General features: G+C 76.2%; 1 protein-coding gene. It reads left to right on the top strand.

Annotation, left to right across the window (positions count from 1 at the left end; all coding sequences use genetic code 11):
* Positions 1–67: 67 nt before the first annotated feature.
* A partial coding sequence (locus tag AB0E98_RS14505; RefSeq protein WP_361702141.1) for a type I polyketide synthase occupies positions 68–16,910 on the top strand: 16,843 nt, incomplete at its 3' end.

Here is a 16,910-nt window from a genome sequence, read left to right as displayed (position 1 = left end):
CCCGAGTGCCGGATGCCCACAGCGAATTCCTCTGCTGTCCGCCGGTCTTGAGATGGGTTGAGTTGAGATGGACAAGGAACAGAAGCTCCGGGACTACCTCAAGCGGGCGAGCGCGGATCTCAAGCGCACGCGGCAGCGGGTGGGCGAGCTGGAGGCGGCCGCCCGGGAGCCCATCGCGATCGTGGGCATGAGCTGCCGCTTCCCCGGGGGCGTGACCAGCCCCGAGGAGCTCTGGTCCATGCTCGTGGCCGGCGAGGACGGCATCACCGGCTTCCCCGGCGACCGCGGCTGGGAGCTGATGACCGACGGAACCGAGGAGTTCTTCGGCGGGTTCCTGCACGACGCGCCCCGGTTCGACGCCGGGTTCTTCGGCATCTCGCCGCGCGAGGCCCTCTCCATGGACCCCCAGCAGCGGGTGCTGCTGGAGTCCTCCTGGGAGGCCTTCGAGCGGGCCGGCATCGATCCGGCGTCGGTCCGGGGCACCCGGACCGGTGTGTTCGTCGGGTCCATGCCCCAGGACTACCGCACCGGCCCCGACGACGATGTGCAGGGCTTCACCCTCACGGGCAACGCCACCAGCATCCTCTCGGGCCGGCTGTCCTACTTCTTCGGGGCCGTCGGGCCCGCGGTGACCGTGGACACCGCCTGCTCGTCGTCCCTGGTGGCGCTGCACCTGGCCGCCCACTCCCTGCGCCAGGGCGAGTGCTCCCTGGCACTGGCCGCGGGCGTCACGGTGATGTCCAGCCCCACCACCTTCGTGGAGTTCAGCCGCCAGGGCGGGCTCGCCGCCGACGGCCGCTGCCGCTCCTTCGCCGACGCAGCCAGCGGTACCGGCTGGTCCGAGGGCGTCGGCGTGCTCGTCCTGGAGCGGCTGTCCGAGGCCCGCCGCAACGGGCACCAGGTGCTCGCCGTCATCCGGGGCTCCGCCGTCAACCAGGACGGCGCCTCCAACGGCCTCACCGCCCCCAACGGGCCCTCCCAGCAGCGCGTCATCGAGCAGGCCCTGACCAGCGCCCGCCTCTCGGCCGACGAGATCGACGTCGTCGAGGCGCACGGCACGGGCACCACCCTCGGCGACCCCGTCGAGGCCCAGGCGCTCCTGGCCACCTACGGGCAGGGCCGTCCCGAGGACCGCCCGCTGCTGCTGGGGTCGGTCAAGTCGAACATCAGCCACACCCAGGCGGCCGCCGGCATGGCCGGCGTCATCAAGATGGTCATGGCGATGCGCCACGGCCTGCTGCCCAAGACCCTCCACGTCGACGCCCCGTCCTCGCACGTCGACTGGACGGAGGGCGCCGTACGGCTCCTCACCGAGGCCACCCCCTGGCCCAAGGGCGACCAGCCGCGCCGCGCGGGCGTCTCCTCCTTCGGCCTCAGTGGCACCAACGCCCACACGATCCTGGAAGAGGCACCGGAGTACGCCGAGGAGGCCGCGGAGAGCCGCGCCGACGTCGACGTCCTGCCCTGGCTCGTCTCCGGCCGCACCCGTGAGGCCCTGCGCGCCCAGGCCGACCGTCTCCTCGCCTTCCTCGCCGCCGCCCCCGCCCTCGACCCCGCCGACGTCGCCCGGTCCCTGGCCACCTCCCGTTCCGGCTTCGAGCACCGCGCCGTGGTGACCGCCGCCAACCGTGACGAGGCGATCGCCGCGCTCACCGCGCTGGCCGCCGGCGAACCGTCCGCCGCCCTCACCCAGGGCGCCACCCAGAGCGGCCGCGGCAAGCTGGCCTTCCTCTTCACCGGCCAGGGCTCCCAGCGCCCCGGCATGGGCCGCGAGCTCTACACCCGTTTCCCCGTGTTCGCCCAGGCCCTCGACGAGGTCCTCACCCACCTCGACCCCGGCCTCGACCGGCCCCTGCGCGAGCTCCTGTTCGCCGCCGAGGGCACCCCCGAGGCCGGGCTCCTCAACGAGACCGGCTACGCGCAGCCCGCCCTCTTCGCCCTTGAGGTCGCGCTGTTCCGGCTGGCCGAATCGTGGGGCGTCAAGCCCGACTTCCTCGCCGGGCACTCCGTCGGCGAGATCGCCGCCGCCCACGTGGCCGGAGTGTTCTCGCTGGCCGACGCCGCGACGCTGGTCCTCGCGCGCGGCCGGCTGATGCAGGCCCTGCCCACCGGCGGCGCGATGGTCTCCCTCCAGGCGAGCGAGGACGAGGTCCTGCCGCTGCTCGCCGACCGGAGCGAGAGCGTCTCCCTCGCCGCCGTCAACGGCCCCCGCGCCGTCGTCGTCGCGGGCGAGGCGGCCGCCGTCGCCGCCGTCGCCGAGCACTTCACCGCCCAGGGCCGCAAGGCCAAGGAACTGCGCGTCTCGCACGCCTTCCACTCGCCGCTGATGCGGCCGATGCTGGAGGAGTTCCGCGCCGTCGTCGCCGGACTCGACCCGCAGGCGCCGGTGATCCCCGTCGTCTCCTCCGTGACCGGCGCGCTCGCCACCGTCGAGCAGCTCACCTCGCCCGACCACTGGGCCGGCCACGCGCGCGACACCGTCCGCTTCGCCGACACGATCGCCTGGCTCGACACCCACGGCACCGGCACCTACCTCGAACTCGGCCCCGACGGCGTCCTGTCCGCCATGGCCCGCGACTGCCTCGACACCGACGAGCGGGCCGAGGGCACCGCGCCCGCCACCGTCGCGCTGCTGCGCGCCGGCCGCCCCGAGACCCGGGCCGTGACCGCGGCCGCCGCCGAACTCCACGTCCGGGGTATAACCCCGCGCTGGGAGGGCTACTTCACCGGCACCGGCGCCCGCCGCGTCGACCTGCCCACGTACGCCTTCCAGCGCCGCCGCTACTGGCCCAAGGGCGTCACCCAGGGCGGGGACGTCCGCGCCGCCGGGCTCGGCGCCGCCCACCACCCGCTGCTCGCGGCGGCCGTGACCATAGCCAACTCCGACGGGCTGCTGCTCACCGGCCGGCTCTCCCTCCAGTCCCACCCGTGGCTGACCGAGCACGCCGTGCGCGGCACCGTGCTGCTGCCCGGCACCGCCTTCCTGGAGCTGGCCGTCCGCGCGGGCGACGAGGTCGGCTGCGCGCGCGTCGAGGAACTCACCCTGGCCGCGCCCCTGGTCCTGCCCGAGCAGGGCGGCGTCCAGGTCCAGGTGTGGGTCGGCAGCCCCGACGTGACCGGCCGCCGCGAACTGAGCCTCCACTCGCGCCCCGACGGCGCCGAGGAACTTCCCTGGACCCAGCACGCCACCGGCGTCCTCGCCCCCGACGAGCACCGGACCGGCCTCGACGCCGCCTGGCCGCCCGCCGGCGCCCGGCCGCTGGACCTCGACGGCTTCTACGACGAACTCGCCGCCACCGGCTTCGGCTACGGCCCGCTGTTCCAGGGCCTGCGGGCCGCGTGGCGCACGGGCGACGACATCTGCGCCGAGGTGGCCCTGCCCGAGGACTCCGGAGCCGACGCCGGCTCTTTCGGCATCCACCCCGCGCTGCTCGACGCCGCCCTCCACGCCTCGGCCTTCCTCGGCCTCGGCGAGCAGGGGCGCGGCGGCCTGCCCTTCTCCTGGCAGGACGTGTCCCTGCACGCCTCCGGCGCGACCACGGTCCGCGTCCGGCTGTCCCGGGCCGGGGACGACGCCGTCTCCATCGCCGTCGCCGACACCACGGGCGCCCCCGTCGCCTCCGTCGGCTCGCTCGTCCTGCGCGCCCTGCCCGACGAGCAGTCGGCCGCCGCCGCGCCCATCGTCCGCGACGCGCTGTTCGAGCTGCGCTGGTCCCCGCTGCGGGACCGGGCGGCCGCCGCGCCCGCGCCGGCCGCCGTCCTCGGGCCGGACGTGTTCGGCCTCGCCGAGGCCGCGGGCGCGGCTGCGCTCGCGTCGCTGGACGCCGCCGATGATGTGCCCGCGCTCGTCCTCGTGCCCATCGTGAGTGGCCTCGGCGACGCGGCCGCCGCCGCGCACACCCTCACCGCTACCGCGCTGAAGCTGCTTCAGACGTGGCTCGCGGAGGAGCGGTACGAGCAGTCCCGGCTGGTGTTCGTCACCCGGGGCGCGGTGGCCACCGACGGGCAGGAGGTCGTCGACCCGGCGGCCGCCGCCGTCTGGGGCCTGGTGCGTTCCGCACAGACCGAGCACCCGGGCCGCTTCGGGCTCCTCGACCTCGACCCGGCGGAGCCCGACGTCTCTGCCGGGGCCGGTGCCCCCGCCGAGGCTGGCGCTCCCTCCGGGGCCGGTGCCCCCGCCCACGCCGGCGTCTCCGCCGACCCCGCCGCCCTCCTCCCCGAAGGCGCCCTCGGTGTCACCGAGCCCCAGGCCGCCGTCCGCGCCGGTACGCTCCTCGGCGCCCGGCTCGCCCGGGCCCAGGCACCCCGCGCGCGGGAGAACGCCTGGCACCCCGACGGCACCGTCCTCCTCACCGGCGCCACCGGCGGCCTGGGCCGCGTCCTCGCCCGGCACCTGGTCGCCGAACGCGGCGTCACCCGGCTGCTGCTGGTCAGCCGCCGGGGCGCCGACGCCCCCGGCGCCGAGGAGCTCCGCGCCGAACTGGCCGGACTCGGCGCCCACGTCACCCTGGAGGCCTGCGACCTCGCCGACGCGGACGCCGTCGGACGCCTGCTGGCCGCCGTCCCCGCCGAGCACCCCGTCACCGCCGTCGTGCACAGCGCCGGCGCCCTCGACGACGGCGTCATCGAGTCGCTGACCCCCGAGCGCCTCGACGCGGTCCTGCGGCCCAAGGCCGACGCCGTCTGGAACCTCCACGAGGCGACGAAGGCCCTCGACCTCGACGCCTTCGTCGTCTTCTCCTCCCTCTCCGGCACCGTCGGCGCGCCCGGCCAGGGCAACTACGCCGCCGCCAACGCCTTCCTCGACGCCGTCGCCCGGCTCCGCCACGCCCAGGGCCTGCCCGCCCTGTCCCTCGCGTGGGGCCCGTGGGCGCCCGCCGCCGGCATGACCGGCGGCCTGTCCGGCGCCGAGCTGGAGCGGATGGCCCGCCGGGGCACGCCCGCGCTCACCGAGGAACAGGGCGTCGCGCTCTTCGACGCCGCGCTCTCCTCCCGTACGCCCGTCCTCCTGCCCGTCCGCCTCGACCTGTCCGTGCTGCGCCTCCAGGGCGACGTGCCGCCGCTGCTGCGCGGCCTGATCCGCACCCCCGTGCGCCGCTCCGCGGTCTCCGGAGCGGAGACCGCCGTGGGCCTCGTCCAGCGGCTGTCCGTCCTGGACGAGGAGGGCCGTACCGCGCTGGTGCGCGACCTCGTCCGGACTCAGGTCGCCGCCGTGCTCGGGCACGACAGCGCCCACGACGTCGACCCCGACCGCCCGTTCCAGGAGCTGGGCTTCGACTCGCTCACCGCCGTCGAGATGCGCAACCGCCTCGGCGCCGTCACCGGGCTGCGCACCGCCGCCACCGTCGTCTTCGACTACCCGACCGTCACCGCGCTGACCGGTCACGTCCTCGCCGAGCTCATGGGCACGGACACCGCCGCCCCCGCGGCCGCCCCCAAGGCCGCCGCCGACCACGACCCCATCGTCATCGTGGGCATGAGCTGCCGCTACCCCGGCGGCGTCGCCTCGCCCGAGGACCTGTGGCGGCTGGTGAGCGAGGGCACCGACGCGATCTCGGGCCTGCCCACCGACCGCGGCTGGGACCTCGACGCCCTCTACCACCCGGACCCCGACCACCTCGGCACCACCTACACCCGCTTCGGCGGCTTCCTGCACGACGCCGCCGACTTCGACCCCGCGTTCTTCGGCATGAGCCCCCGCGAGGCCCTCGCCACCGACTCCCAGCAGCGCCTGCTGCTGGAGGCGTCCTGGGAGGCGATCGAGCGCGCCGGCATCGACCCGGTGGGGCTGCGCGGCAGCCGCACCGGCGTGTTCGCGGGCGTCATGTACAACGACTACGCGGCCCACCTCGCCGACGAGCGCTTCGAGGGCTTCCAGGGCAGCGGCACCTCGCCCAGCATCGCCTCCGGCCGCGTGTCCTACGTCCTGGGCCTGGAGGGTCCGGCCGTCACCGTCGACACCGCCTGCTCGTCCTCGCTGGTGGCCATGCACTGGGCCATGCAGGCCCTGCGCGCGGGGGAGTGCTCGCTGGCGCTGGCCGGTGGTGTGACGGTGATGTCCACGCCGACGTCCCTCATCGAGTTCTCCCGCCAGCGCGGCCTGTCCCCGGACGGCCGCTCCAAGGCCTACTCGGACGCGGCCGACGGCGTCGGCTGGTCCGAGGGCGTCGGCATGCTCGTCCTGGAGCGGCTCTCCGACGCCCGCCGCAACGGCCACCGCGTCCTCGCGGTCGTCCGCGGCTCGGCCGTCAACCAGGACGGCGCCTCCAACGGCCTGACCGCCCCCAACGGACCGTCCCAGCAGCGCGTCATCCACCAGGCCCTGGCCGGCGCCGGTCTGGGCACCGCCGACGTCGACGCCGTCGAGGGCCACGGCACCGGCACCACCCTCGGCGACCCCATCGAGGCCCAGGCCCTGCTCGCGACCTACGGCCAGGACCGGCCGGAGGAACTGCCGCTGCTCCTGGGCTCGGTGAAGTCCAACATCGGCCACACCCAGGCCGCCGCGGGCGTGGCCGGCATCATCAAGATGGTCATGGCCATGCGCCACGGCGTCCTGCCCCGCACCCTCCACGCCGATGTGCCGTCCACCCACGTGGACTGGGAGGCCGGCGCCGTCCGGCTGCTCGCCGAGGAGACGCCGTGGCCCGACGCGGGCCGGGCCCGCCGCGCCGGCGTGTCGTCCTTCGGTATCAGCGGCACCAACGCCCACGTCATCCTCGAAGAGGCTCCCAGGGTCGCTGTCGCCCCGGACCCCGCCGTCGCCCCGGCCGTCGTGCCGTGGACGCTCTCCGCCAAGAGCCGCGCCGCGCTGCGCGAACAGGCCGCCCGCCTGTACGCCTTCGCCGATTCCGACCCCGCCCTGGACCCGGCCGCGACCGCCCTCGCGCTCACCACGACCCGCTCCGCATTCGACCAGCGGGCCGTCGTCGTCGGCGACCGGGACGAGCTGCTGCGCGCGCTCGCCGCGCTCGCCAACGACCGGCCCGACGCCGCCCTCGTCGAGGGCGAGACCGGCTCCGCCGGCGAACTCGCCCTGCTGTTCTCCGGCCAGGGCAGCCAGCGCCCCGGCGCCGGCCGCGAGCTGTACGCCCGTTTCCCCGCCTTCGCCGAGGCCCTGGACGAGGTCACCGCAGCCCTGGACCCGCACCTGGACCGCCCGCTGCGGGACGTCCTCTTCGCCGAGGAAGGCAGCCCCGAGGCGGAGCTGCTGGAGCGCACCGGCTGGACCCAGCCCGCCCTGTTCGCCCTCGAAGTCGCTCTCCACCGGCTGCTGCGCTCCTGGGGCGTACGCCCGCACGTCCTGCTCGGCCACTCCGTCGGCGAGATCGCGGCGGCGCACGCCGCCGGGGTGTTCTCCCTGGAGGACGCCTGCAAGCTCGTCGCCGCCCGCGCCCGCCTGATGGAGGCGCTGCCGGAAGGTGGCGCGATGGTCTCCCTGCGGGCGGGCGAGGACGAGGTCGCCGCGCTGCTCGCCGGGCGCGAGCACGAGCTGTCCCTCGCCGCCGTCAACGGCCCCGACGCCGTCGTCATCGCCGGTGACACCGGCGCGGTCCACTCGGTCGAGCGGCACTTCGCCGCGCTGGGGCGCAAGACCCGGCGACTGCGGGTGAGCCATGCCTTCCACTCGCCGCTCATGGAGCCGATGCTGGAGGACTTCCGGCGGGTCGCCGCCGAGATCACCTACACCGCCCCGGCCGTCACCGTCGTCTCCAACCTGACCGGCCGTCCCGCGACCGCCGACGAGCTGTGCTCCCCGGACCACTGGGTCCGCCACGTCCGTGAGACCGTCCGCTTCGCCGACGGCGTCCGCGCCGCCCGCGCCCTGGGCGCGGCCACCTTCCTCGAGGTCGGCCCCGACGGGGTGCTGGCCGCCCTCGCCCAGGACGTCCTGGGCGACGAGACGGACACCGGCGTCGACGTCGTACCGCTGCTGCGCGCCGGCCGGGACGAGGAGCGGGCCGCCACGACCGCCCTGGCCCGCCTCCACGTTCGCGGCGCCGCCGTGGACTGGACCGCCGTCCTCGCCGGCACCACCGCGCCCGCCGCCGAGGCCGTGGACCTGCCCACGTACGCCTTCCAGCACGAGCGCTACTGGCCCGAGGCCGCCCCCGAGGCCCTCGCGGCCGCCGTGGCCGCCGACCCGGCCGACGCCGAGCTGTGGGGCGCCGTCGAACGCGGCGACGCCTCCGGGATCGCCGGGCTCCTCGGCCTGCGCGACGAACAGCACGCCTCCCTCTACGCCCTGCTGCCCGCCCTGTCGTCCTGGCGCCAGCAGCGCCAGGAGAAGGCGCTGCTGGACGCCACGCGCTACCGCGTCGAGTGGCGGCCCGTCCAGGCGGCCGCCGCCCCCGTCCTGGACGGCACCTGGCTGGTCGTCACCACCGACGGCGTGGACACCGACGAGATCGTGGACGCGCTGCGCGGCCACGGCGCCCAGTTCGAGCGCCTCGGCCTCGACCCGGCGGGGGAGGAGCGGGAAGCCCTCGCCGACCGCCTGCGCGAGTCCGGCGACATCGCCGGCGTGCTCTCCCTCCTGCCGCTGGCCGACCGGCCCGGCCGCCCCCTCGGCGACCGGCTGCCCACGGGCCTCGCCCTGGGCGTCGTCCTCACCCAGGCGCTGGGCGACGCCGCCCTGACCGCGCCCGTGTGGACCCTCACCCGCGGCGCCGTCACCACCGGCCCCGACGACCCGCTCGCCGCCCCCCTCCAGGCCGCCTCCTGGGGCCTGGGCCGGGTGGCCGCCCTGGAGGACCCGCGCCGCTGGAGCGGCACGATCGACCTGCCGCCCGTCCTGGACGCGCCCGTGGTCCAGCGGCTCGTCAGCGCGCTCGCCGCGCGCGGCGGCGAGGACCAGCTGGCCCTGCGCGCCACCGGCACGCTCGGCCGGCGGCTCGTCCGCCGCCCGGCGGCCGACCTGCCGCCCGCCGACGCCTTCACCGCCGAGGGCACCGTCCTCGTCACCGGCGGCACCGGCGCGCTCGGCGCCGACGTCGCCCGCTGGCTCGCCCGCAGCGGCGCCGGACACCTCCTGCTCACCAGCCGCCGCGGCCCCGACGCCCCCGGCGCCGACGCCCTGCGCGCCGAACTGGAGGAACTGGGCGCCCGCGTCACCCTCGCCGCCTGCGACATCGCCGACCGCGACGCGCTGGCCGCCCTGCTGGCCACTGTCCCGGACGAGCACCCCCTGACCGGCGTCGTGCACGCCGCCGGCGTCGGCCAGGCCGCGCCCCTGACGGCCACCTCCCTGGCCGACGCCACCGCCCTCATGGCCGCCAAGCTCCTGGGCGCCGCCCACCTGGACGCCCTGCTCGCCGACCACGACCTGGACTTCTTCGTCCTCTTCTCCTCCGTCGCCGGAGTGTGGGGCAGCGCCGGGCAGAGCGCCTACGGCGCCGCCAACGCCTACCTCGACGCCCTCGCCGAGAACCGGTGGGCCCGCGGCCTGCCCGCCACCTCCATCGCCTGGGGCCCCTGGGCCGAGGCCGGCATGGCCACCCACGAGGCCGTCGCCGACCGCCTCCGGCAGAGCGGCCTGCGCTTCCTGGACCCCGCCGCCGCCCTCGCCGAGCTGCGCCGCGCCGTCGTCCAGCAGGACGTCACGGTGACCGTCGCCGACATCGACTGGGAGCGCTACCACCCCGTCTTCACCTCCGTCCGCCCCAGCGTCCTCTTCGACGAACTCCCCGACGTCCGCGCCCTGTCCACCCCGGACCGGGCCGCCGACGCCGCCGCGCCCGAGTTCGCCGGGCGGCTGCACGGCCTGGACGAGGCCGCGCAGGAGCGGCTGCTCACCGACCTGGTGCGCGCCGAGGCCGCCGTCGTCCTCGGCCACGCCTCCGCAGAGGCCGTCGACGGGCGCCGGGCCTTCCGCGACGCCGGCTTCGACTCGCTGACCGCCGTCGAGCTGCGCAAGCGCCTGGCCGGCGTCACCGGTCTGGCCCTGCCCGCGACCATGGCCTTCGACTACCCGACACCGCTGGCCCTCGCCCGCTTCCTGCGCGGCGAACTCCTGGGCGCCGGGCGGGCGGCGGCCGCCCCGGCCGCCGCGCCCGCCGGGGGCTTCGACGAGCCCGTCGCCATTGTCGGCATGAGCTGCCGCTTCCCCGGCGGCGTCCGCTCCGCCCAGCAGTTCTGGGAATTGATCGAGGGCGGCGTCGACGCCATCTCCGACTTCCCCGTCAACCGCGGCTGGGACACCGGCCTCCACCACCCCGACCCCGACCACCCCGGCACCACCTACTCCACCCAGGGCGGCTTCCTCCACGACGCGGGCGAGTTCGACGCGGGCTTCTTCGGCATCTCGCCGCGCGAGGCCGTGTCCATGGACCCGCAGCAGCGCCTGCTGCTGGAGACCACCTGGGAGGCCTTCGAACAGGCCGGCATCGACCCCGCCACCGTCCACGGCAGCGTCACCGGCACGTTCATCGGCTCCACCTACCAGGAGTACGGCCTCGGCCTCGACGACGGCGCCGCCGCCGGGCACGCCGTCACCGGCACCAGCCCCAGCGTCCTCTCCGGCCGCCTCGCCTACCTCTTCGGTCTCGAAGGCCCCGCCGTCACCGTCGACACGGCCTGCTCCTCCTCGCTGGTGGCCCTGCATCTGGCCTGCCAGTCGCTGCGCAACGGCGAGAGCACCCTCGCCCTCGCGGGCGGCGCGACCGTCATGACCACCCCCGCCCCCTTCATCGCCTTCAGCAAGCAACGCGCCCTCGCGGGCGACGGCCGCTGCAAGGCGTTCTCGGAGGCCGCCGACGGCATGACCCTCGCCGAGGGCGTCGGCGTGCTCGTCCTGGAGCGGCTCTCCGACGCCCGGAAGAACGGCCACGAGATCCTCGCCGTCATCCGCGGCTCGGCCATCAACCAGGACGGCGCCTCCAACGGCCTGACCGCCCCCAACGGACCGGCCCAGCAGCGCGTCATCCGCCAGGCCCTCGCCAACGCCGGGCTCTCGGCAGGGGACGTCGACGCCGTCGAGGCGCACGGCACCGGCACCGCCCTCGGCGACCCCATCGAGGCCCAGGCCCTCCACGCCGCCTACGGCCAGGACCGTGACCCCGCACGGCCGCTGCTGCTCGGCTCGGTGAAGTCCAACATCGGCCACACCCAGTCGGCCGCCGGTGTCGCCGCTGTCATCAAGATGGTCATGGCGCTGCGCAACGGCGTCCTGCCGCGCACCCTTCACGCCGACGAGCCGACCACGCATGTCGACTGGAGCCCCGGCACGGTCTCCCTGCTCGGCGAGGGCGTGGACTGGTCGCGCGGCGAGCGCGTCCGCCGCGCCGGCGTGTCGTCCTTCGGTATCAGCGGCACCAACGCCCACGCGATCCTCGAAGAGGCGCCCCCCTCCGGCGCCGAGGTGCCGGAGGAGGCCCCCCAGGACCCGGCCGTCGTGCCGTGGGTGCTCTCCGCCCGTACCCCGGGCGCGCTGCGCGGCCAGGCCGCCCGGCTCGCCGAGCTCCGGGACCTCGCCCAGGCACGTCCCGCCGACGTCGCCCACAGCCTCCTCACCTCCCGCGCCCTGTTCGACCACCGCGCCGTCGTCCTCGCCGGCCCCGGCCAGGACCCGGCGGCCGCGCTGCGCGCCCTCGCCGAGGGCCAGTCGGCGCCCGGCGCGGTCCAGGGCGTCGCCGACGCCGACGGCAAGACCGTGTTCGTCTTCCCCGGCCAGGGCTCCCAGTGGGCCGGCATGGGTGCCCGGCTGCTGGAGGAGTCCCCGGTCTTCGCCGAGCGCCTCGCCGAGTGCGCCGCCGCCCTGTCGGACTTCACCGACTGGTCGCTGCTCGACGTCCTCCGGCAGACCGAGGGCGCCCCCTCCCTGGACCGCGTCGACGTCGTCCAGCCCGCCTCCTGGGCCGTGATGGTCTCGCTCGCCGAGCTGTGGCGCGCCCACGGCGTCGTCCCCGACGCCGTCGTCGGCCACTCGCAGGGCGAGATCGCCGCGGCCGCCGTCTCCGGCGCGCTCTCCCTGACCGACGCCGCCCGCGTCGTGGCCCTGCGCAGCCAGGCCATCGCCCGGGTCCTCGCGGGCACCGGCGGCATGGTCTCCGTGCCGCTGCCCGCCGCCGATGTCGAGGACCGTCTCGCCGCCCTCGGCGACGAGGTGTCCATCGCCGCCGTCAACGGCCCGCGCTCCGTCGTGGTCGCCGGACCCGCCGCCCCGCTCGACGCCCTCATGGACCGGCTCACGGCCGAGGACGTCCGCGCCAAGCGCATCGCCGTCGACTACGGCTCCCACTCCGCCCAGGTGGAGCTGCTGGAGGACGAGCTCCTCGCCGCGCTCGCCCCCGTCCGCCCGAACGCCCCCCAGGTGCCGTTCCTCTCCACCGTCACCGGCGACTGGCTGACAGGGGACACCCCCCTCGACGCCGCCTACTGGTACCGAAACCTGCGCCGGACCGTGCGCTTCGACCCCGCCGTCCGCACCCTCCTGGGCACCGGGCACGGCGTGTTCGTCGAGGTCAGCTCCCACCCCGTGCTGGCCATGGCCGTCCAGGAGACCGCCGAGGACACCGGCGCCCGCGCCACCGCCCTCGGCACCCTCCGCCGCGACCAGGGCGGCACCGACCGGTTCCTGACCTCCCTCGCCGAGGCGTACGTCCGGGGCGTCCGCGCCGACTGGACGCCCGTCCTCGCCGGCGGCGGCGCCCGCCGCGTCGAGTTGCCCACGTACGCCTTCCAGCGCGAACACCTGTGGGCGATCCGCGAGCAGCAGCGCGCGGGCGCCGAGGCGGACCCGGCCGACAGCGCCTTCTGGGCGGCCGTCGAGGACGAGGACGTCGACGCCCTCGCCGCCGGCCTGCGCCTGGACGGGGCCGCCCTGGCCCCGGTGCTGCCCGCCCTCGCCACCTGGCGCAAGCGCCGCCGCGAGGAGTCCACCGTCGACTCCTGGCGCTACCGCGCCACCTGGAAGCCGCTGACCGGCCTGCCCACGGCCGCGCTCACCGGCACCTGGCTCGTCGTCACCGCGGAGGGCCTGCCCGGCGACGACGTCACCGAGGCGCTCGCCGCGCACGGCGCCGACGTCCGCACGCTCGTCCTCGACGACGCCTGCCTCGACCGCGCCACCCTCACCGAGCGCCTCACCGGCCTCGACGGTGCCACGGACCTGACGGGCGTGGTGTCCCTGCTCGCCGCCGCCGAGGAGCCCAGCTCCGGCCACCCGGCGCTCACGTCCGGGCTCGCCCTGACCGTCACCCTCGTCCAGGCCCTCGGCGACGCCGCGATCGACGCGCCCCTGTGGTGCCTGACCCGGGGTGCGGTCGCCACCGGCCGCTCCGACCGGCTCACCCGGCCCGTCCAGGCCCAGATCCTGGGCCTGGGCTGGACCGCCGCCCTCGAACACCCCCAGCGCTGGGGCGGTCTCGTCGACCTGCCCGAGACCCTCGACCGGCGCGCCGGCGAACGGCTCGCCGCCGTCCTCACCGGCCGCACCGGCGAGGACCAGCTGGCCGTCCGCGCCTCCGGCGTCCTCGTCCGCCGCGTCACGCGCGCCACGTCCGGGACGTCCCCCGCCCGCACCTGGACGCCGCGCGGCACCACCCTCGTCACCGGCGGCACGGGCACCCTCGCCCCGCACCTGGCCCGCTGGCTGGCCGAGCAGGGCGCCGAACGCGTCGTCCTCACCAGCCGCCGGGGCATGGCCGCGCCCGGCGCCGCCGAACTCGTCCAGGAGCTCACCGACGCGGGCTGCGACGCCTCCGTCGTCGCCTGCGACCTGACGGACCGCGACGCCGTCGCCGCGATGCTCGACGGCCTCAAGGCCGACGGGCACACCGTGCGCACCGTCGTCCACACCGCCGTCGTCATCGAGCTCGCCTCCATCGAGGAGACGAGCCTGGAGGCCTTCGCCAAGGTCGTCGACGCCAAGGTGTCCGGCGCCCGCCACCTCGACGAATTCCTCGACGACGACGAGCTCGACGCGTTCGTCCTCTACTCCTCCACCGCCGGCATGTGGGGCAGCGGCCGGCACGCCGCCTACGTCGCGGGCAACGCCTACCTCAACGCGCTCGCCGAGCACCGCCGCGCCCGGGGCGCCACCGCCACCGCCGTCTCGTGGGGCATCTGGGCCGACGACCTCAAACTCGGCCGCGTCGACCCCGGCGCCATCCGCCGCAGCGGCCTGGAGTTCATGGACCCGCGCGCGGCCCTCACCGGCCTGCGCCGGGCCCTCGACGACGACGAGAGCGTCCTCTGCGTCGCCGACGTCGACTGGGAGCGCTACCACCCCGTCTTCACCTCCGGCCGGCCCACCGACCTCTTCGAGGACGTGCCCGAGGTCCGGAAGCTGACGGAGGAGAGCACCACCACCTCCACCGGCGACAGCGAGTTCACCGCCCGGCTCCTCGCCCTGCCCGCCGTCGAGCAGGACCGGGTGCTGCTGGACCTGGTGCGCGGCGAGGCCGCCACCGTCCTCGGCCACGCCTCGCCCGACGTCCTCTCCGAGCAGCGTGCCTTCCGCGAGGTCGGCTTCGACTCGCTGACCGCCGTCGACCTGCGCAACCGGCTGTCGAACGTCACCGGGCTCACCCTGCCCAGCACCATGGTCTTCGACTACCCGACCCCGCTCGCGCTCGTCGCGTTCCTCCGCGGCCGAATCGCGGGCGCCCGCACCGAGACGGCCGCCGTCGTCCGGGCGGCCGCCGACGACGAGCCCATCGCCATCGTCGGCATGAGCTGCCGCTACCCCGGCGGCATCGGCACCCCCGAACAGCTGTGGGACCTCGTCGCCGCGGGCGGCGACGCCATCACCGAGTTCCCCGTCGACCGAGGCTGGGACGCCGAGGGCCTCTACGACCCCGACCCCGACCGGCCCGGCCGCACCTACTCCACGCGCGGCGGCTTCCTCCACGACGTCGCCGACTTCGACGCCTCCTTCTTCGGCATCTCCCCGCGCGAGGCCCTCGCGATGGACCCGCAGCAGCGACTGCTGCTGGAGACCGCCTGGGAGGCCCTGGAGCGCTCCGGCATCGACCCCGCCACCCTGCGCGGCAGCAGCACCGGCACCTTCATCGGCGCCAGCTACCAGGACTACAGCAGCCCGGCGTCCCCCGAGGGCAACGAGGGCCACCTGATCACCGGCACCATCTCCAGCGTCCTGTCCGGCCGCCTGTCCTACACCTTCGGCTTCGAGGGCCCGGCCGTCACCCTCGACACCGCCTGCTCCTCCTCCCTCGTCGCCCTGCACCTGGCCTGCCAGTCGCTGCGCAACGGCGAGAGCACCCTCGCCCTCGCCGGCGGCGTCAGCATCATGGCCACCCCCAACGCCTTCGTCGGCTTCAGCCGCCAGCGCGCCATGGCCGCCGACGGCCGCTGCAAGGCCTACGCGGAGGCCGCCGACGGCATGAGCCTCGCCGAAGGCGTCGGCCTCGTCCTCGTCGAGCGGCTCTCCGACGCCCGGAAGAACGGCCACCAGGTGCTGGCCGTCATCCGTGGCTCCGCCGTCAACCAGGACGGCGCCTCCAACGGCCTGACCGCGCCCAACGGCCCGTCCCAGCAGCGCGTCATCGCCCAGGCCCTCGCCAACGCGGGCGTGGCCGCCGCAGACGTCGACGTCGTCGACGGCCACGGCACCGGCACCAAGCTCGGCGACCCCATCGAGGCCCAGGCACTGCTGGCCACCTACGGCCACGACCGCCCGGCCGACCGCCCGCTGCTGCTCGGCTCGGTGAAGTCCAACATCGGCCACACCCAGATGGCGTCCGGCGTCGCCAGCGTCATCAAGATGGTCATGGCCATGCGCCACGGCAGCGTCCCCCGCACCCTCCACATCGACCGGCCCTCCACCCACGTCGACTGGACCTCGGGCGGCATCCAGCTGCTCACCGAGGAGCGGGAGTGGCCGACGACCGGCCGCCCGCGCCGCGCCGGCGTCTCCTCCTTCGGCCTCAGCGGCACCAACGTCCACACCGTCCTCGAACTGCCCGTCGAGGACGAGCCGCAGGAGCCGGCCGAGGTCACCGAGGCCGGTCCCACGAACGTGCCGCTGGTGCTCTCCGGCCGTACGGACGAGGGCCTGCGCGCCCAGGCCGGGCGCCTGCTGTCCCTCCTGGACGAGCGGCCCGCCCTGCCGCTCGCCGACCTCGCCCACGCGCTCGCCACCTCACGGACCGCCCTCGACCACCGCGCGGCCGTCGTCGCCGACGACCGTGACACGCTCCACCGGGCCCTCGCCGCCCTCCGGGACGGCACGCCCGACGGCGCCCTGCTCACCGGCCGGTCCGGGCGCGGCCGCCTCGCGTTCCTCTTCACCGGCCAGGGCAGCCAGCGCCCCGGCACCGGACGCGAGCTCCACGACCGCCACCCCGTCTTCGCCGAGGCCCTCGACGCCGTCCTCGCCCGCTTCGACCTCGAACTCGACCGGCCGCTGCGCGAGATCCTCCTCGCCGAGCCGGGCACCGACGAGGCCGCCCTGCTCGACGACACCGCCTACACCCAGCCCGCCCTCTTCGCCCTCGAAGTCGCCCTCTTCCGGCTCGCCGAGTCCTGGGGCCTGCGCCCCGACTACCTCGCCGGGCACTCCATCGGCGAACTCGCCGCCGCCCACGTCGCGGGCGTGCTCTCCCTGGAGGACGCCTGCACGCTCGTAGCGGCACGCGGCCGGCTGATGGCCGCCCTGCCCCAGGGCGGCGCGATGTGCTCCCTCCAGGCGAGCGAGGAGGAGGTGCTGCCGCTGCTCGACGGGCAGGACGACCGCGTCTCCCTCGCCGCCGTCAACACCCCCGCCTCCGTCGGGGGGGGCGGGGGCGGCCGGCGCGGGGGGGGGGTGGAGGCGCCCGTCGCCGGCCGCGGCCGGCGGGCCCACCCCCGGCGCCGCAGCCCCCCCCACCACCCCCCCCCCGAAAAAAATGGGGGAACCGGAGCAGCAGGGCGGGGGGGGGGGGGACGGCGCCGCGGCCGCCCCCCCCCCG

The sequence above is a fragment of the Streptomyces sp. NPDC037389 genome, assembly GCF_040636475.1.
Classification (GTDB): domain Bacteria; phylum Actinomycetota; class Actinomycetes; order Streptomycetales; family Streptomycetaceae; genus Streptomyces; species Streptomyces hesseae.
Note: the sequence above shows the minus strand (reverse complement) of the source record. Positions and strands in the feature narration are given on the sequence as shown.